This window comes from Kitasatospora purpeofusca (assembly GCF_000718025.1).
GTDB classification, from domain to species: domain Bacteria; phylum Actinomycetota; class Actinomycetes; order Streptomycetales; family Streptomycetaceae; genus Kitasatospora; species Kitasatospora purpeofusca.
In genome coordinates this window covers 12,873-29,234 of sequence record NZ_JODS01000014.1, presented here as the reverse complement: position 1 = coordinate 29,234, position 16,362 = coordinate 12,873, and the positions used below count along the sequence as shown (strand labels likewise).

Genomic DNA, 16,362 nt, shown 5'->3' with positions numbered 1-16,362 from the left:
GACTCATATGACGGATCGTTTGAGAAGACTGGCGGCTCATCCAATTCCTGTCGTTGGTCGTGGGGTACCGCCATGTCTTCTCGCTCTTCCCGCTCCTCTCGTTCCTCCAGCCGAATCGTTTCCGCAAGCGCCGCCGTCGCGGTCTGCACACTGCTCACCGTTCCGACCGCCACGGCGGCCCCGGGCGCTCCGGCCGCGCCGGGCGCCGGGGCCCCCGGTTCGCCGGGCAAGGCGCGCGCCGTCACCGCCGAACTCGACCTGGACGTCCGCCTGTTGAACAACGCCGTGGACGTCCCGGTGAACGTCTCGCTCAACAAGGTGGAGTCCCCGGCGCAGCGCGACGGCACCGTGCTCACCGCCAAGGTCGACGGCGTCGACCAGTCCGGACCGGTCACCCTGGTCAAGGCCGACGTCGGCAAGTCGGTGACCAGGACGGACGCCAAGGGCGCCACCGCCTCGGTCACCCTGGCCGACGCCGATGTGCACGCCCCGGGCCTGCCCGGGACCACCCTGCTGGGCCTGGAGGCGCTCACCGCCACCGCCACCTGTCCGGTCGACGGGCAGCCGACCGCCGACGTGGTGGCCCCCGCCAAGCTCACCGTGCTCGGCAAGTCCGTCACCGTCAGCCTCTACGGGCCGACCAAGGTGGATGTGCCGCTGGTCGGCAGCGTCTCGGTGGAGTTCTCCAAGAAGACCACCACCTCGACCACCGCCGCCGCCTCGGCGCTGGAGGTCCAGGTGGCGGTGGACCCGCTCAACCTCAATGTCGCCAAGGTGACCGGCACCATCAGGATCGCCTCGGTGAGCTGCGAGAAGCCGGTGCCGGCCACGCCCACCGCCACCCCCACCCCGGCGCCGACGCCCTCGGACGCCGCGCCGACCGTGACCCCGGCCGCCCAGCCCGTCGCGGACGTCACCCCGTCCGGGGCCCCCTCCGGCGCCCCGTCCGCCGCCCCCGGCACCGCCCGCGCCGCGGCCCCGCAGGCGGCCGGCACGACCCCCGCCGCCCGCCGGACCGGTACCGGCACCTCCTCCGCCGCGCCCGACCACCTGGCGTCCACCGGCGGCAACGACGCCACCGCCCCGCTCGCCGCCGGTGCGGCGGCCCTGGTGGCCGGCGGCGCCGCCGCCCTCTGGGGCACCCGCCGCCGCCGCGCGGTCGCGGCCCACGCCCGCCGCCACTGACAACCCCTGCGTCTCTTCATGTGCGGGAGTGCCACCTGCGGCACTCCCGCACTGTGACCGTGCCAATGCGGACGGTTGGTTCACATGCGCGTTACATGAGAGGAACAACCGGGAAACGGCGCCTTGCAACGCTACGCGGGCACCCACCACCCAGTTTGCGAGGTACACCGCCGTGGCAATCAAGGCCGAGTACATCTGGATCGACGGCACCAAGCCGACCGCCAAGCTCCGCTCCAAGACTCGTGTCCTGCCGAACGCGGACAAGATCCCCACCTGGGGCTTCGACGGTTCCTCGACCAACCAGGCCGAGGGTCACGCCTCGGACCGCGTGCTCGAGCCGGTCCGGGTCGTCAAGGACCCGATCCGCGGCGGCGACAACATCCTCGTCCTCTGCGAGGTCAACGAGACCGACGGCACCCCGCACGAGTCCAACACCCGTGCCCTGCTGCGCGGTGTCGCCGAGCAGTTCGCGGACCAGGAGTCGATCTTCGGCATCGAGCAGGAGTACACCTTCTTCAAGGGCTCCCGCCCGCTCGGCTTCCCCGAGGGCGGCTTCCCGGCCCCGCAGGGCGGCTACTACTGCGGTGTCGGCGCCGAGGAGGTCTTCGGCCGCGAGATCGTCGAGCTGCACCTGGACCGCTGCATCGACGCCGGCCTCGCCATCTGCGGCATCAACGCCGAGGTCATGCCCGGCCAGTGGGAGTTCCAGATCGGCCCGGTCGACGCCCTGACCGTGTCCGACGACATGTGGATCGCCCGCTACCTGCTCTACCGCACCGCCGAGGAGTTCGGCATCGACGCCACCCTCGACGCGAAGCCGGCCCGCGGCGACTGGAACGGTGCGGGCGCGCACACCAACTTCTCCACCCGGGCGATGCGCGAGGGCTACGACGCGATCATCACCGCCTGCGAGTCGCTCGGCGCCTCCCAGGAGCTGGTCCTCGAGCACGTCACCCAGTACGGCGCCGACATCGAGTCCCGCCTGACCGGCAAGCACGAGACCGCCCCGTGGAACGTCTACTCCTACGGTGTCTCGGACCGCGGCGCCTCGGTCCGCATCCCGTGGCAGGTCGAGGTCGAGCAGAAGGGTTACATCGAGGACCGTCGTCCGAACGCGAACGTCGACCCCTACGTCGTCACCCGCCTGCTGATCAACACCTGCTGCGCCGCTCTGGAGAAGGCCGGCCAGGTCTGATCCACGGCGAATCCGCCGGCAGTAACGTTCACGCCCGCAGGGCCTCCCCGTCGCACGGGGAGGCCCTGCGGGCGTTTCCGGTGTGCTGTTCCACCGCACACGGGCGTCACTGCCGGCCGAGGATCATCCACTTCTCCGGCTTCTCCATCGGCTCGAAGCCGACCTTGGCGTAGACGGGGTGGGCGTCGGCGGTGGCCAGCAGCAGGCGGCGCAGGCCGTACGGGGCGAGGTGGTCGCGGACGGCGGCGGCGAGGGCGGTGCCGAGGCCCCGGCCGCGGGCGGCCGGGGCGATGTAGACGTCGCAGAGCCAGGCGAAGGTGGCGCGGTCGGTGACCACCCGGGCGTAGCCGAGCTGGGTGCCGGAAGCACGCTCGTAGACGCCGAAGTTGAGCGATCCGGCGATGGCGAGGTCCTGCTTCTCGCGGCTGCGGCCGAGCGCCCAGTAGGCGTCCTCGGACAGCCACCGGTGGATCAGTGCGGCATCGAGGCGCGCGGGGTCGGTGGAGATCTCGTAGCCGTCCGGCAGTTCCGTGGTCATGGCCGGATCCAAGCAGAGGGGCGGCCGCCGGACCAGCGATTACCGGTCCGGCGGCCGCCCGGTGCCCTCGGGCCGGGCGGGTCAGTGGACGGGCACGGCCTCCGCGGGCTTGCTGTGCCAGTTGGTGACGATCGGCTTGTCCACGTTGGTCGGGCCGATCGGCAGGCTGACCGGGTCGGGGTCCGGGTCGTTGACGCCGACGATGACGTCGCTGAACTGGATCGCCTGGTTGTCCTTGGTGGTCTTGGTCATGACGCCCGCGTAGGCGGCCTCCGACCCGCTGAGCCTGATCGGCTGGGCGGCGGCCTGCTCGGCCTTGGCGGCCTCGATGCCGCCCGAGCCGAAGGCGATCACGGGGCGGCGGGCGGCCAGGGTGCAGGTGACGCCGGGCTTGGCCTTGACGGTGATCAGGATGTAGCCGCCCGCCTGGGACTCGGCCTTGGCGGTGAGGACGACGTCCTTGGTGGCGCAGGTGCCGGCGGCCTGGGCGGGGGCGGACGCGGAGGGCTTCCCGGTGGCGGGCGCGGTGGTGGGCGCGCCGGCGGGGGCGGAGGCCGGGGCGGTCGTGGCGGCCGGGGCCGCGGGGGCCGGGGCGGCGGCCGTCGTGGCCGGGCCGGACGCGGCGGGGGCGGGGTCGCTGTTCTCCGGCCCGCAGGCGGTGGCGGTGACGGCGAGGGCCGCGACGGCGACGGCGGTGAGAACGAGACGGCGCGGGCGCATGGCGGATCCCCCAGGAATGTGACCGCCGGTGTCGCTCACCGGCGCAGGACGACCGTATGCCAGGGTCGTTCACGGTCCGGTTCGGGAAATATCCCGATTCTGTTCCGGACCGCCCCGCACCCTCCCTCCCGGCGCAAAAAAGATGGTCAAGAAGGGCGCCGCGCGGGACGATTCGCGTCATGACCACCCTCCCGCTGCTCCTCCTCGACGTCGACGGCCCGCTGAACCCGTTCGCCGCCCAGCCGCCGGAACAGCCCGCCGGGTACGGCACCCACCACGTCCGCCCGGACTTCCTGCTGGCGCGCTTCCCCGACCGGCCGACCGGGGAGGTCGAGCCGATCCGGCTCTGGATCAACCCCGACCACGGCCCCCGGCTGCTCGACCTGCCCTTCGAACTGGTCTGGGCGACGGCCTGGAAGGGCGAGGCCAACACCTGGATCGGCCCGCTCGTCGGACTGCCCGAACTCCCCTTCATCGCCTGGCCGAAGATGTTCCACGAGGACCCGGACGGCCTGCACTGGAAGACCAGGGTCCTGGTCGAGTGGGCGGCCGGTCGCCCCTTCGTCTGGGTGGACGACGAGCTGGGCCCGCAGGACACCGAGTGGATAGCCGCCAACCACCCGGCCCCGGCGGCGACCTTCCGGATCCACCCCGGGGTCGGCCTGCGGGCCGAGGACTTCGACACCCTGCGGGAGTGGGCGCGCACCGAGCTGGGGGACTGAGCGCGGTGCTGGTGGCCACGGTGGAGCGGCTGTGCCGGTACCCGGTGAAGTCGATGCTCGGTGAGGAGCTCCGCGAGGCGGAGGTGTCGGAGCGCGGCATCGCCGGCGACCGCGCGTGGGCGCTGCTGGACGCCGACACCGGCCGGGTGGTGAGCGCCAAGAACCCGCGGCTGTGGGCGGGCGTGCTCGGGTTCACGGCGGTCACCGGGCCGGGCGGCCGGGTGGCCGTCCTCGGTCCGGACGGCGAGGCCGTCGACGAGGGCGGGCTCTCGGAGCGGCTGGGCCGCAAGGTCCGGCTGGTGGACGTGCCGCCGCCGGGCGCGAGCGTCGAACGGTCCGTCCCGGAGGAGGTGCTGGCGCGCGGCGTGCGGGCCGAGGTCGGCTTCACCGTCAGCGAGTTGGGACGCGGCGCGCCGTCCGGCACCTTCTTCGACTTCGCGCCGCTGCACCTGCTCACCACGGCCGCCCTGGCCGCCGCGGACGCGCCCGCGGCGGCGGCCGGGCGGTACCGCCCCAATCTGGTGCTGCGGACCCCCGGTGGTGTCTCCGGCTTCGTCGAGAACGGCTGGGTGGAGGGGGAGTTGGCGGTCGGTCCGGAGCTGCGCCTGCACGTCCTGGCCGCGACGCCGCGCTGCGCCGTGCCCACCCTGGCGCACGGGCCGGGGCTGCCGCGCTCGGCGGCGGCGCTGCGGGTGCTCGCGGAGCGCAACCGGGTGGTGCCGCTGCCGGGCATGTCGGCGCTGCCCTGTCTGGGGGTGTACGCCAAGGTGCTGCGGCCCGGGCGGGTGCGGGTCGGGGACCGGGTCGGGCCGGTTTCCTGAGGGGTTTCCCGGGAAGGCGGAACCGGTTGCGGCTCCAGGAGGTCCCATGAGTACCAGAACCGAGTCCGGGGAGGCGACCGGGATGGGCGGCGGGCACCGGCAGTTCGAGGACACGGCGGGCAAGGGCGTGCACAGCAAGGGCGTGTACAGCGAGGGCGAGGACGGCGAGCGCGGCGAGGGCGCGGACGGGAGCGCGGGTGGACGGGCGGCGCGGTGGGCGCGCTGGGCCGTGGTCGGGATGGCCGGGGCGACCCTGGCGGTGGTGCTCCTGACCTCGGGGGACGGCGGGTCGGGCGGGCGTTCGACGCCGATCACGGTGATGGTGACGACGCCCTCGGGCACGCCGACGCTCACCGTCCCGGGTCCGGCCCCGGATCCGGTCACGGGATCGGTGACGGGATCGGTGACGGGGTCGGTGTCGGGGCCCGTCGAGACGTCCGCCGCCCTCGGCCGGCCCGCCTCCCGCTAACCCAGGGCCTCGGCGAGCGCGGCGAGGAACGCGTCCGTGGTGCCCTCGTCCCGGACGGCGATGCGCAGCCAGTCCGGGCCGAGGCCGGGGAAGGTGTCGCCCCGGCGGACCGCGAAGCCGCGTTCGCGCAGCCGGTCGCGCACGGTGGCCGCGTCGGGCAGCTCGACCAGCACGAAGGACGCCGCCGGTTCGCCGTGCACCCGGACCTCGGGGAGGGCGGCCAGGCCCTTCAGCAGGTGGTCGCGCCGGAGCCCGAGCTCGTGGGCGGCGCGTTCGGCCTCGTCGAGCGCGGCCGGGGCCGAGCAGGCCTCGGCGGCGACCAGGGCCGGGGTGGACACCGGCCACAGCGGCTGGGCGGCGCCGAGCCGGGCGATCAGCGGGGCCGGGCCGAGTACGTAGCCGATCCGCAGCCCGGCCAGGCCCCAGGTCTTGGTGAGGCTGCGCAGGACCACCACCCGGCCCGGCAACTCCCTTGCGGAGGCCAGGGATTCGCTCTCCCCGGGCACGGTGTCCATGAACGCCTCGTCGATCACCAGGGTGCGGCCGGGCCGGGCCAGGGCGGCGACGGCGGCGGCCGGGTGGAGGACGGAGGTGGGGTTGGTGGGGTTGCCGAGCACCACCAGGTCGGACTCCTCCGGGACGGCGCCGGCGGTCAGCCGGAAGCCCTCGGCGGGGGAGAGCAGGGCGCGGTGCACCGGGTGTCCGGCGTCCCGCAGGGCGGCCTCGGGCTCGGTGAACTGGGGGTGCACCACCGTGATGTGACGTGGCGTCAGTACGCGGGCGAGCAGGACGAACGCCTCGGCGGCGCCGGAGGTGAGCAGCACCTCCTCCACCGGGCGGCCGTGCCGGGCGGCGACGGCGGCGCGGGCGGCGGTGCCGTCGGGGTACGCGGCGAGGTCGGCGAGGGTGGCGGCGAGGCGTGCCCGCAGCCAGTCCGGGGGCGTGCCGGTGCGGACGTTGACGGCGAGGTCGACCAGGTCGGCGCCGTCGGCGCGGACCTCGGCGTCCCCGTGGTGGCGCAGGTCCGGCTCGTGCGCGCCGGGTTCGGAGGGTCCGGCGGGGGAGTGAGGGGTCACGGGCGCTCTCCTGCGTTCCGGTGGTGGGGGGTGCGGGCGACGGCGGCCGTCGCGGACGCGGTCTTCCGTTTGGGGACGAGGAGTTCGCCGCCGCCCGTCGCCGCCAGCGCCGCCGCCTCGGCCACGCTGAGCGTCCCGACCGCCGCGCCGACGGTGCCGGACGGGTTCGGCACCCGGACGGCGGCCAGCGCCCCGGCCGGGTACTCGGCCACGGGGACGCCGAGCGCCTGCGCGGCCGCCCGGACGGCGGGGTGGCCGCCCTTGCCGGTGAGGGTCGCGAGCGCGCGGACGGCGTCGGCGGGCAGTCCGGCCCCGGCGAGGGTGCGCCGGACCAGCCCCAGCAGCTCCGTCCCGGTGGCGGTCGCGCGCACGCCGACACCGACGACGAGGTCCTCGCCGACGAAGAGCCGCCCGTCCCCGTCCGGATTCCTCACGCCGTACTCACCGTCCGCTCACGTCCCGCTCCTCCACGTCACCCGCCCGACACCTGCCCGAGGGCCGCGCGCCGGACGGCCCGGCCCGGCGGCCACCGGGGGCGGCCGAAATCCGTCGGTCGCCGGTCGGGCGGAATGCCGCAGGTCAGGGCGATACCGGGCGTCGGGGCCGCCGGAAATCCCACCACGCCCGCGACGGACGGGTCAATCGGGCCGAATGTGACGTTCCCCCGCCTCCGTCCGGCGGCGAAGCTCGGCCACCGATCCCTGTTCGCCAGTTCTTCACCTCCGGCCCGAGGCCCGCGCCACCGGGCCGCTCCTACTGTTTGCGGCGCTCCGAAACCGCCGGTGCCCCGACCGGCGGCCTCTCCCACCCGGCAGTTCCCGGCGGCCGGGAAAGCCTGCCCTGCCCGCCGCCGATCCCGACGCACGGAGGACACCATGCCCGAAACTCCCGACACTGTTGACATGAGCGCCACCACCCCGAGCGCCGGGGGTGCCGCCCCGAGCCGCCCCCGCCGCCGCACGCTGACCGCCTCGGCCGCCGGGCTCGGCCTCGTCGCCGGCTCGCTCGGCCTCTGGGCCGCCACCGGCACCACCGCCTCGGCCGCCGCCCTGCCGGCGCCCGACCACGTGGTCGTCGTCGTCCTGGAGAACCACGCCTACACCCAGGTCATCGGCAGCTCCAGCGCGCCGTACATCAACAACACCCTCGCCGCCGGCGGCGCCACCCTCACCCAGTCGTTCGGGCTCACCCACCCCAGCGAGCCCAACTACTACCAGCTGTTCTCCGGCTCCAACCAGGGCCGCACCGACGACAGCTGCGTCTCCGTCGGCTCGATCAACAAGCCGAACCTCGCCTCCGAGCTGATCGCCGCCGGCAAGACCTGGGGCAGCTACAACGAGGGCCTGCCGAGCCAGGGCTCGACCGTGTGTTCCAGTGGCAAGTACGCGCAGAAGCACAACCCGTGGTTCGGCTTCTCCAACGTGCCGACCAACACCGCGTACACCATGACCCAGTTCCCGACGAACTACGCGACCCTGCCGAAGGTCTCCTTCGTCGTCCCGGACCTGTGCAACGACATGCACGACTGCTCGGTCGGCACCGGTGACACCTGGATCAAGAACAAGCTGGGCGCCTACGCCACCTGGGCCAAGGCCAACAACAGCCTCCTCGTCGTCACCTTCGACGAGGACAACCGCCTCGCCGGCAACCGCATCCCCACCGTCTTCTACGGCGCCCACGTCACCCCGGGCTCCACCACCGCCACCACCTACAACCACTACAACGTGCTGCGCACCCTGGAGGACCTCGCCGGCCTGACCAGCCACGCGGGCAACGCCGCCACCGCCGCCACCGTCACCGGCATCTGGAACTGACGCCCGTGTACGTCGCGGACTCCCGCAGCTCCAAGGCCCCCGTCGCCCCGGCCGAGACCCGGCCGGGGCGGCGGGAGGCCGCCGACGGCCCCGGCGACGGACCCGGGACCGTGGACGGCAGCACCGGCGACGGCCGCCGCACCGTCGCCCGGGCGGCCGTCCCCGGCACCGTGGTGGCCCTGGGCGTGGTCAGCCTGGTCACCGACGTCTCGTCCGAGATGGTCAGCGCCGTCCTGCCGCTCTACCTGCTCACCGGCCTCGGCCTGTCCCCGCTCGGCTTCGGCCTGCTCGACGGCATCCAGAACGGCTTCAGCGCCGTCGTCCGCCTGCTCGGCGGCCACCTCGCCGACCGCCGGGGGCGCGACGGGGCGTCCCGGCACAAGGCCGTCGCCGCCGTCGGCTACGGACTGTCCGCGCTCTGCAAGCCGCTGCTGCTGCTCGCCCACACCGTGCCGCTGATCGGCGCCGTGATCGCCGTCGACCGCACCGGCAAGGGCCTGCGCACCGCCCCGCGCGACGCGATGATCTCGCTCGCCACCGAACCGGCCCACCGCGGCCGGGCGTTCGGCGTCCACCGGGCCATGGACACCGCGGGCGCGCTGCTCGGCCCGCTCACCGCCTTCCTCGTGCTGCGGCTGGCCGGCGGCCCGATGCTCGCCGACGGCGGCCAGCAGCAGGGCTACCACGCGGTGTTCGCGGTCAGCGGGTGCGTCGCGGTGCTCGGCGTCCTCGTCCTGCTGCTGTTCGTGCCGAACCGGCTCGACGGCGCCGAACCGTCCTCGGGCGCAGAACCGTCCTCCGGCGCCGAACCGTCCTCCGGCGCCGCAGCGTCCGACGCCCGCCCCCGGCTGCGGGACGGGCTCGCGCTGCTGCGCATCCCCGGCCTGCGCCGGCTCACCGTGTGCGCGGTGCTGCTCGGCCTCACCACCGTCAGCGACTCCTTCCTCTACCTGCTGGTGCAGCGCCGGCTCGGCCTCTCCGTCGAGTACTTCCCGCTGCTGCCGCTCGGCACCGCGGGCGCCTTCCTGCTGCTCGCCGTGCCGCTCGGCGCGCTCGCCGACCGGATCGGCCGCCGCCGGCTGTTCCTGGCCGGGCACGGCGTCCTGCTGCTCGCCTACGGCCTGCTGCTGTCGCCGCTGGACGGCCCGGCCGCCGTGGTCTGCGTCCTGCTGCTGCACGGCTCCTTCTACGCCGCCACGGACGGCGTGCTCGCCGCCGCCGCGGCCGACACCGTCCCCGCCGAGCGGCGCGGCGCCGGCCTCGCCCTGGTCGGCACCGGGCAGGCGCTGGCCCGGTTCGCCTGCTCGCTGGCGTTCGGCGCGCTGTGGAGCGCGGTCGGCGGCACCACCGCGCTGACCTGGTCGGCGCTGGCGCTGGCCGGCTGCGTCACCGGCGCGGCGTTCGTCCTGCGCGGGCCCGCCGCCGCTCCCGTCGCGGCTCCCGGCGAGTCCGCCCCCACGACCGACGACTCCGAGGTGCCCTCGTGACCACCACCACCCTCCCGAACCGCACCCGGGTGCTGATCCTGCTGGTCGCCGTCGTCCTGCTCGGCGCTGTCGGCACCGGCGCCGTGCTGTGGGCCTCCGACCGCTCCGCCGAACGCGACCGCCCCCAGGCCGGCGGCCCGGTCGTCACCCGGGGCGAGGTCACCCTCAAGGACCCGGCCGCCCGGCAGCTGGTCTTCCGCAACATGGCCTGGGGCCCGCACCGCGACGAGGTCGTCACCGTCCCCGCCGGGCACCCCGACGGCCCGCGCACCTCCTCCGGCGTCCAGTGCCTGCGCTTCTACGCCGCCGCCGGCACCGGCATCTGCCTGCGGGCCGACCGGGGCGCCCTCCAGGACACCTACCGGGCCGTCGTCCTCGACGACCACCTGCGCGAACTGCGCTCCTTCCCGGCCGCCGGCATCCCCACCCGCTCCCGGGTCTCGCCCTCCGGCCACCTCGCCGCCTGGACCGTCTTCGTCAGCGGCGACTCCTACGCGGGCACCGACTTCTCCACCCGCACCTCGATCGTCGACGTCCGCGACTGGAACCTCCGGGAGAACCTGGAGGAGTTCGACGTGGTCAAGGACGGCAAGCCGTACCGGGCGCCGGACATCAACGTCTGGGGCGTGACCTTCGCCGACGACAACACCTTCTACGCCACCGTCGCCACCGGCGGCCAGACTCACCTGGTCCGCGGCGACCTCGCCGCCCGCACCCTCACCACCCTGCACCAGAACGTCGAGTGCCCGTCCCTCTCGCCGGACGGCACCCGGATCGCCTACAAGAAGCGCGTGCCCGGCGCCTCCGCGGACGCCCCCTGGCGGCTGTACGTCCTCGACCTCGCCACCATGACCGAGACCGCCACCGCCGAGCAGCGGAGCATCGACGACCAGGCCGTCTGGTCCGACGACCGCACCCTGCTCTACGCCATGCCCGGCGACTTCGGCGCCGACCTGTGGACCGTCCCCGCCGACGGCAGCGGTGCGGCCGGGCGGCTGCTGGAGGCGGCGGTGGCGCCCGCGTACCTGGGCTGAGCGGAGGGCCGGCGGAGGGCTGGGCGGAAGGCCGGGTGGACGTCGGGCGGAGGGGTGCACGAGGCTGATCGGGGTGGTTGGTCCCATTCGGAACTCGGAGCGTAGGGTCCAGGACGAGCACCACGAACGGCCGCGCCCCCTACCGGGCGACCACGACGACGACCGGGGGAACGGGAACAGTGAGGCAACGAGGGCCCGACGGCGGATCGCCGCCCGAGCGTGCGACCAGCGACTCCTGGCCGGCGCTGCACGGCCGGCCGGTGCTGCGCCGCACCGTCGCGATCGGCCTGGTGGTCTCGGTGTCGGTGCTGGCGGCCCTCGCCGTCCGGGGCGTCAACGCGCTCACCGTCGGCCGGGGGGCCATCGAGACCGACCGCGACCGCGCCGAACTGCTGGCCGGGCTCCACCCCTCCCAGCACCCCGGCGCGGGCCGCTACTACGTCCCGGTCGGCGCCGTCTACACGCGCGGGGCGGACGGCCTGCCCGTCGCCTATCTGCACTACCGGCTGGCGGGCGGGCGAGAGGTCGGCATCGGCGACTTCCTGCGCACCTACGACCTGCCCGCCCCCGGCGCCGCCGCGCCGCTGCCCGCCGACCTGACCGAGGCGCTGGGCGGCGACGAGCCGGCCTCCGCCCCGGAGCTGGGGGCGCCGCTGCCGGCTTCGGCCTCGCCGTCCGCCTCGCCTTCCGCGCTGCCCACCGCCCTGCCCGTCGGCTCGCTCTCCGCCTCGCCCGCCGCCTCGCCCTCCGCGACGGCCGACGAGGCGCCCACCGACGGTCCGGCCCCCGAGGGCGACCCGGCGGACACCGCCGAGCCCGCCACCGGGGCCGCCGACCCGGAGCCCACGGAGCACATCGCCCCGGCCGTCGACCCCGCCGCCGAGACCGGCCCCACCCCCACCTCCACCCCGGTTCCCGAGGACACCGACGACCCCCTCCTCGGCACCGACGCCATCCACAACCGGGCCCGCCGCATCTACGTCGCCCCCGACCCCGCCGGCCTCCCCGGCGCCGCCGACATCTATGTCCGCGCCACCGGCTGATCGGCCCGGGCGGTACCGTTGCCGCTGCATCCCGAGGAGCGTCCGGGGAGGGGGACCGACGTGATCACCCACGACCGTCCACAGATGAGCCTCGAAGCATTCGAGCTGATCGCCGAGACCGCTGCGCTCCAGGAGATCGCGCTCGAATTCATCGATGGTGAAATCGGAGTCAAGCCCGCTCCCGACGGCGACCACGGCCAGATCATCGCGTGGCTGCAGCGGATCTGCATGCAGCATCGTCCGGATCTCTGGCTCTTCGCTGAACAGGGTCTGCGTATTCCGTCCTACGGGAACGGCGACGCGCGCCCGGACGGCACTCTGGCGCCCGCCAAGTACTTCGCCGGCCAAGGCGAGTGGGCCGACTCCCGGGGTGTCCTGCTGGTCGCGGAGGTCACCTCCTTCGACCGTCGGGCCGACGAGCGGGACCGGGTCAAGAAGCCCCGGGCGTACGCGGAGAGCGGCATCCCGCTCTATCTGCTGGTCGACCGGGACAACGACACCGTCACCGTCCACAGCGAGCCGGTCAAGGGCAGCTACCGCGGGACCCGGACCTACGACTACGGCGAGCGGGTCGAGCTCCCCGGTCTCGACATGGTCCTGGACACCGAGGAGCTCAAGGACTACAGCCGCTGACCCAACCCTGTTGCCGGTGTTGTCGGTTGGCCGTGCTGTACTCCCGCCATGACGCTTGAGAACAGCACACCGCCGCCCGGCCGTTCCGCGGAGTGGGCGGCCGCTCTGGCCCAGGCCTTCGGGGAGGTGCTCGGCCGGCCGCCGGCCGAGCACGGGGATGCGGACGCCCGCTACGGGGCCTACTACGGCGGCAACTTCCTCGACGAGGCCGAGCTCGACCACGACCCGGTGTGGGTCGGCCGGGCCGCGCTCGCGGGGGAGGAGACGGTCGAGCCCGGCCACCTGCTGCTCACCCCGCCGGGTGACACCGCCGAGACCGAGTTGGTGTTCGACGCGAGCCGGTCGCTGTTCTGGGTCGACCCGCGCGAACTGCCCGACACGCTGGCCGCGTTCGGCGCCGATCTCGCCGCCGCCGTCGCGGAGTCCGAGAGCGGCCAGTGGCGCGGTGCCCTGCTGGGCGCCGACCTGGGCCGGATAGCCGGCCACCACGGCGTCGACCTCGCCTCGGCCGACCTGCCCCGGGAGTTGTGGACGCTCTGGCAGGGCCGGATCGCCTCCGGTGACACCCTGCTCGACGCCCTCTGCGCCGCCACCGGCCTGACCGCCGCCACCTCGCCCGAACTGGTCCCGGCCGGTCTCGGCGACAGCGCCGACGAGGTGGAGGAGGAGGCCCACGAACTGGTGGCCGGCGTGGCCGACCCGGCCCTGCGGGACTACCTGGCGGCCTTCTGCGACGAGGAGTCCCACGACCTCGCCCTCGTGCGGTTCGCCCCGGCCGACGACGAGGACGGCCAGGACGACGAGGGGGACGGCGACGGGGACAACGACTTCGACGATGCTGACTTCGATCACGATGACGACTACGACGACTACGACGAGTCGCAGGGCGGCACCGTCGTCGTCCGCTGGGACGGCGCGGTCGACCAGTACGAGGTCACCGTCCGCCGCGTGATCGCCTGACCGCCCTGAGGCCCGCCCCGGGCCCTCCCGCGCGGAGGGCCCGGCTCCCGGGGGACAAACCCAGGGGATAAAGTCGCGGGGCGAACCGATCTGCGGTGCGCGCGTGGAACCGAAGGAGCAGACCGTGGGCGAGGCCGTCTCCCCCGAGACCGGTGCCGACACCGTGGACCCCCGCCGGGGCGCGGAGCTCGCGGCGCGCTGGTGGAAGTGGGCCTTGTCGGCCCCGGCCGAGCGCAGCCCCGTCGGTGACACCACCGGCGAGTTCGCCAACTGGCGGCAGCCCTCGGACGTCTGGTTCCTGGCCGGCACCTACGGCGGCCGCGTGGTGCGCCGCTGCCCGATCCGCGCCGGGCAGCCGGTCTTCTTCCCGGTCTTCAACACCCAGCGCCTCGCGCTCGGCCTGTCCTCCGCGCCGTGGCGGGTCGAGACCTCCAGGGCCGAGGCGACGCTGAACGGCGTCCCGCTGCGGGTGCAGGAGTTCGCGTCCAGGCGCTTCCTGGCGATGGGCATCCCGCGCGTCGCCTGGGGCCAGTGGTGCGCCCTGGACCCGCTGGCGCCCGGTCAGTACGTGCTCTCCATCAAGGCGCGGGCCGGCGAGTTCTCGGTCGACACCACGTACCACCTGGACGCCGTCGAGTACTGACGGTCGCGTTCCGGCGGTCCCGTCGGCTCAGACGGCGGCGAGCAGATCGCGCAGCGGGGCCGGCTCCTGCCCGGGTGCCAGGGCCTGCACCAGCAGATGCCCGTAGCGGATCTTGCGCCCCTTCTTGGTGCCGAGGAAGCGCCGCAACTGCCCCTCGGCCGGGCGGCCCTGGTGGGCGGGCTGGCGGACGAAGGTCTGCCAGGCCGGGAGGTCGCCCTCGTCCCGGACGATCTCCACCACCCGGGCCACGCCCAGCGCGCGGATCAACTCCTCCTCCAGGTCCGCCACACACACGAAGAACCCCTCGCGCGGCGCTCCCGCCCGGTCGAGCCCGCGCTCGTAGAAGCCCTGCTCGTTCGCGTCGCACAGCCCGCTGAGGCGCAGCCCCAGCCCGGGCGGCCCGAGCAACTCGGCATACCGGGCGATGTTCATGGCACCACCCATGGAGACCACGCACACCCCGTCCCCGGCCAGGTCCCGTCCGTACTGCGCGGCCAGCGTCCCGACGGCGGCGAGGTCGCTCGGCCCCTCCACCAGGACTGCCGTCCGCACCCCCACCCGCCCGGCCAGTTCCCCCGCAGGCCCACCGGGCCCACCCGCCGCCCAAGCCGTGATCGCGTCCCGGAACGCTGCCATGTCCGCCATGCTGCGCATTCTGCTCCGCCGGGCGGTCCTGAGCCCGCCATTTTCGCCGCGTCGGCCCCTCCGGACGGAGCTACAGCACGGCAACGCACGAACTCAGGTCCTCCGCCAAGCATTCGGCCCGCCGTGCCCAGATGGCGAAGAGCCGGCTGGCCGGCGCCGTCGATCCGGCCCATACCTGGAACGAAGCCCCGGCACGCAGCGCCAGCGCGGCACGGCCGGCCGCCTCGGTCCCGTGTCGTTCGAGGGCGACAAGCAGCTCTTCGCGATCCACGACAGGCAGTATGGCGTTCGGTGGTCACGGAGGGGCCGGTCGGGAAGCCTCGGGATCAATCATCCGACTGTGACGCCGCAGGTCACGTACGGTGCGGCCATGACCGAGGACCTTCCCCCCGATGTGGCCGACGTGCTCGACGCCCTCCTCGACACCGACGATCCGGTTCATGCTGCGCTCCGCGCCCAGGTGCCCCACCTGAGCGTCTCGGGGCGGTTGCGGCACGGCCTACTTCGGCCTCGACCGCTCCGCAGTCCGGCCGGCCGCCTCGGGGCCGGGCACGGTGGTGGCCGCCGAAGCCCAGATCCCGACCGATGACGGCGACTGCCCCGGCGAAGTCCTGGCCTTCGCCGAGTCCGGCTACCTCTCCTGGCTGGAGGTCTGCTCCTGGAGCGACACGGTCGAGGTCACCCTTGCCCTGGCCCGGCGAACGCTGCGCCGCTGACGCCGGTGTGCCCTTGAGTGGGAAGTCGGCCGGTCCGACTTCCCACTCCCACCCCCTCTCCAGGGAGCGGTCATCGTCCGCCGAATTCCCATGGCTGCTCGGGCGGGCGCCGGGCAGACTCCCCTTCCATGAGGATGGGGATCACCGGCTTCGAGCCGTCGTTCGTGTTCGGCATCGAGGCGGTTCGGGAGGCGTACGGGGCGCGACTGGCGGCACTCGTCGGCCGGCGGCTGACCGGCTTTGCGGTGGTGCGCTTCGTGGAGGACGGGAGCTGGTTCGCCGACTGTCCGGTGGTGCTGGACTTCGAGGGTGTCCGGGTGGAGGTTGCCCACCGCCAGCTGGACCATTTCTGGATCGGCTGGAACGACCTCGACACAAGGGTCCCGATCGCGAACTGGGAGTGGTTCGAGTTCACACCCGAGTGGTCCGACCAGGACGAGCGCTTGGCCCCCTTTGTAGGCCGGGAGCTGCGGGAGGTGGCCCTGCTGGAGTGGTCCCCGCCCGAGCACGTTCGCGACACGGCCAGGGGCACGGTGGCCGTGGAGTTCGTGTTCGACGACGGCCATCTGCGGATCGCCAACGGCCTGGACGAGAACACCGTCGAACTCGACCCGGCCGCCCCGGAGTACGTCCGGCACCGCCTGCCCGCCCCGGAGTAGGG

General features: G+C 74.2%; 20 protein-coding genes. 14 read left to right on the top strand and 6 right to left on the bottom strand.

The window, feature by feature from the left end; genetic code table 11:
- The first annotated feature begins 72 nt into the window (after positions 1-72).
- Both IF01_RS49320 and glnII read left to right on the top strand, forming a co-directional pair.
- Positions 73-1,185, top strand: coding sequence for an SCO1860 family LAETG-anchored protein (locus tag IF01_RS49320; protein ID WP_030394904.1), 1,113 nt, complete (start codon positions 73-75; stop codon positions 1,183-1,185).
- A 172-nt stretch (positions 1,186-1,357) separates the two neighbouring features.
- A complete protein-coding gene (gene glnII, locus IF01_RS0120430) occupies positions 1,358-2,380 on the top strand; it encodes a glutamine synthetase GlnII (RefSeq protein ID WP_030394903.1) in 1,023 nt (340 codons plus the stop codon).
- A gap of 106 nt (positions 2,381-2,486) precedes the next feature.
- Here glnII and IF01_RS0120425 read toward each other — a convergent pair whose 3' ends face one another.
- Both IF01_RS0120425 and IF01_RS51075 read right to left on the bottom strand, forming a co-directional pair.
- Positions 2,487-2,918 carry a GNAT family N-acetyltransferase gene (locus IF01_RS0120425; protein WP_030394902.1) on the bottom strand — a complete coding sequence of 144 codons (432 nt, stop codon included), beginning with the start codon at positions 2,916-2,918 and terminating at the stop codon, positions 2,487-2,489.
- Positions 2,919-2,999: 81 nt separating this feature from the next.
- Positions 3,000-3,638 (bottom strand): DUF4232 domain-containing protein, encoded by a 639-nt coding sequence (locus IF01_RS51075; RefSeq protein ID WP_030394901.1) that lies wholly within the window; start codon positions 3,636-3,638, stop codon positions 3,000-3,002.
- A 179-nt stretch (positions 3,639-3,817) separates the two neighbouring features.
- Between IF01_RS51075 and IF01_RS0120415 the strand changes: the two genes are divergently transcribed.
- Genes IF01_RS0120415 through IF01_RS0120405 form a run of 3 tightly spaced genes read left to right on the top strand, consistent with a single transcriptional unit; the run spans position 3,818 to position 5,650 of the window.
- Positions 3,818-4,360, top strand: a complete 543-nt coding sequence (locus tag IF01_RS0120415) for a hypothetical protein (protein WP_030394900.1) — start codon at positions 3,818-3,820, stop codon at positions 4,358-4,360.
- A complete protein-coding gene (locus IF01_RS0120410) occupies positions 4,333-5,181 on the top strand; it encodes an MOSC N-terminal beta barrel domain-containing protein (RefSeq protein WP_244215571.1) in 849 nt (282 codons plus the stop codon). The genes IF01_RS0120415 and IF01_RS0120410 overlap by 28 nt, the downstream gene beginning before the upstream one ends.
- A 46-nt stretch (positions 5,182-5,227) precedes the next feature.
- Complete coding sequence (locus IF01_RS0120405) at positions 5,228-5,650, top strand: hypothetical protein (protein ID WP_030394898.1); 423 nt, start codon at positions 5,228-5,230, stop codon at positions 5,648-5,650.
- Here the strand turns inward: IF01_RS0120405 and cobC are convergent.
- Both cobC and IF01_RS0120395 read right to left on the bottom strand, forming a co-directional pair.
- Positions 5,647-6,726 (bottom strand): Rv2231c family histidinol phosphate aminotransferase CobC, encoded by a 1,080-nt coding sequence (gene cobC / locus IF01_RS0120400; RefSeq protein ID WP_051755766.1) that lies wholly within the window; start codon positions 6,724-6,726, stop codon positions 5,647-5,649. The genes IF01_RS0120405 and cobC overlap by 4 nt on opposite strands.
- Positions 6,723-7,160, bottom strand: coding sequence for a cobalamin biosynthesis protein (locus IF01_RS0120395; protein ID WP_051755764.1), 438 nt, complete (start codon positions 7,158-7,160; stop codon positions 6,723-6,725). Before IF01_RS0120395 ends, cobC begins: the two co-directional genes overlap by 4 nt.
- A gap of 468 nt (positions 7,161-7,628) precedes the next feature.
- Here IF01_RS0120395 and IF01_RS0120390 point away from each other — a divergent pair, with 468 nt between their 5' ends.
- The 7 genes from IF01_RS0120390 to IF01_RS0120360 all read left to right on the top strand — a co-directional run bounded on the left by IF01_RS0120390 (position 7,629) and on the right by IF01_RS0120360 (position 14,340).
- On the top strand, positions 7,629-8,540 hold the full coding sequence (locus tag IF01_RS0120390) for an alkaline phosphatase family protein (protein WP_030394895.1): 912 nt from the start codon (positions 7,629-7,631) through the stop codon (positions 8,538-8,540).
- Between the two features lie 5 nt (positions 8,541-8,545).
- The gene (locus IF01_RS0120385; protein ID WP_051755762.1) at positions 8,546-10,027 is read left to right on the top strand and encodes an MFS transporter; all 1,482 of its coding nucleotides are present in this window, start codon (positions 8,546-8,548) and stop codon (positions 10,025-10,027) included.
- A complete protein-coding gene (locus IF01_RS0120380) occupies positions 10,024-11,061 on the top strand; it encodes a TolB family protein (protein ID WP_030394893.1) in 1,038 nt (345 codons plus the stop codon). Before IF01_RS0120385 ends, IF01_RS0120380 begins: the two co-directional genes overlap by 4 nt.
- A gap of 179 nt (positions 11,062-11,240) precedes the next feature.
- Positions 11,241-12,104, top strand: coding sequence for a hypothetical protein (locus IF01_RS44100; protein ID WP_030394892.1), 864 nt, complete (start codon positions 11,241-11,243; stop codon positions 12,102-12,104).
- 84 nt (positions 12,105-12,188) lie between these two features.
- Entirely contained in the window at positions 12,189-12,737 is a 549-nt protein-coding gene (locus IF01_RS0120370; protein WP_051755811.1) for a Uma2 family endonuclease, read from the top strand.
- 48 nt (positions 12,738-12,785) lie between these two features.
- Positions 12,786-13,697 carry a hypothetical protein gene (locus IF01_RS0120365; protein ID WP_030394890.1) on the top strand — a complete coding sequence of 304 codons (912 nt, stop codon included), beginning with the start codon at positions 12,786-12,788 and terminating at the stop codon, positions 13,695-13,697.
- Between the two features lie 103 nt (positions 13,698-13,800).
- A complete protein-coding gene (locus IF01_RS0120360) occupies positions 13,801-14,340 on the top strand; it encodes a hypothetical protein (protein WP_233290553.1) in 540 nt (179 codons plus the stop codon).
- 27 nt (positions 14,341-14,367) lie between these two features.
- Here IF01_RS0120360 and IF01_RS0120355 read toward each other — a convergent pair whose 3' ends face one another.
- Together IF01_RS0120355 and IF01_RS0120350 are read right to left on the bottom strand one after the other, a co-directional pair.
- The gene (locus tag IF01_RS0120355) at positions 14,368-14,985 is read right to left on the bottom strand and encodes a TOPRIM nucleotidyl transferase/hydrolase domain-containing protein (protein ID WP_030394888.1); all 618 of its coding nucleotides are present in this window, start codon (positions 14,983-14,985) and stop codon (positions 14,368-14,370) included.
- Between the two features lie 70 nt (positions 14,986-15,055).
- On the bottom strand, positions 15,056-15,256 hold the full coding sequence (locus IF01_RS0120350) for a hypothetical protein (RefSeq protein WP_030394887.1): 201 nt from the start codon (positions 15,254-15,256) through the stop codon (positions 15,056-15,058).
- 283 nt (positions 15,257-15,539) lie between these two features.
- On the opposite strand from IF01_RS0120350, the gene IF01_RS50115 reads away from it, so the two are divergent.
- Positions 15,540-15,701, top strand: coding sequence for a hypothetical protein (locus IF01_RS50115; RefSeq protein ID WP_244215570.1), 162 nt, complete (start codon positions 15,540-15,542; stop codon positions 15,699-15,701).
- Positions 15,702-15,829: 128 nt separating this feature from the next.
- The gene (locus tag IF01_RS0120340) at positions 15,830-16,360 is read left to right on the top strand and encodes a hypothetical protein (protein WP_030394886.1); all 531 of its coding nucleotides are present in this window, start codon (positions 15,830-15,832) and stop codon (positions 16,358-16,360) included.
- Positions 16,361-16,362: the final 2 nt, after the last annotated feature.

What these genes read in the sequence shown, in the direction of transcription:
- IF01_RS0120415 (WP_030394900.1), top strand. Translation starts at nt 3,818, where the DNA reads ATGACCACCCTCCCGCTGCTCCTCCTCGACGTCGACGGCCCGCTGAAC.
- IF01_RS0120370 (WP_051755811.1), top strand. Translation starts at nt 12,189, where the DNA reads ATGAGCCTCGAAGCATTCGAGCTGATCGCCGAGACCGCTGCGCTCCAG.
- IF01_RS0120365 (WP_030394890.1), top strand. Translation starts at nt 12,786, where the DNA reads ATGACGCTTGAGAACAGCACACCGCCGCCCGGCCGTTCCGCGGAGTGG.
- IF01_RS0120405 (WP_030394898.1), top strand. Translation starts at nt 5,228, where the DNA reads ATGAGTACCAGAACCGAGTCCGGGGAGGCGACCGGGATGGGCGGCGGG.
- IF01_RS0120390 (WP_030394895.1), top strand. Translation starts at nt 7,629, where the DNA reads ATGAGCGCCACCACCCCGAGCGCCGGGGGTGCCGCCCCGAGCCGCCCC.
- IF01_RS49320 (WP_030394904.1), top strand. Translation starts at nt 73, where the DNA reads ATGTCTTCTCGCTCTTCCCGCTCCTCTCGTTCCTCCAGCCGAATCGTT.
- IF01_RS0120340 (WP_030394886.1), top strand. Translation starts at nt 15,830, where the DNA reads ATGAGGATGGGGATCACCGGCTTCGAGCCGTCGTTCGTGTTCGGCATC.
- IF01_RS0120425 (WP_030394902.1), bottom strand. Translation starts at nt 2,918, where the DNA reads ATGACCACGGAACTGCCGGACGGCTACGAGATCTCCACCGACCCCGCG.
- IF01_RS0120355 (WP_030394888.1), bottom strand. Translation starts at nt 14,985, where the DNA reads ATGGCGGACATGGCAGCGTTCCGGGACGCGATCACGGCTTGGGCGGCG.
- IF01_RS51075 (WP_030394901.1), bottom strand. Translation starts at nt 3,638, where the DNA reads ATGCGCCCGCGCCGTCTCGTTCTCACCGCCGTCGCCGTCGCGGCCCTC.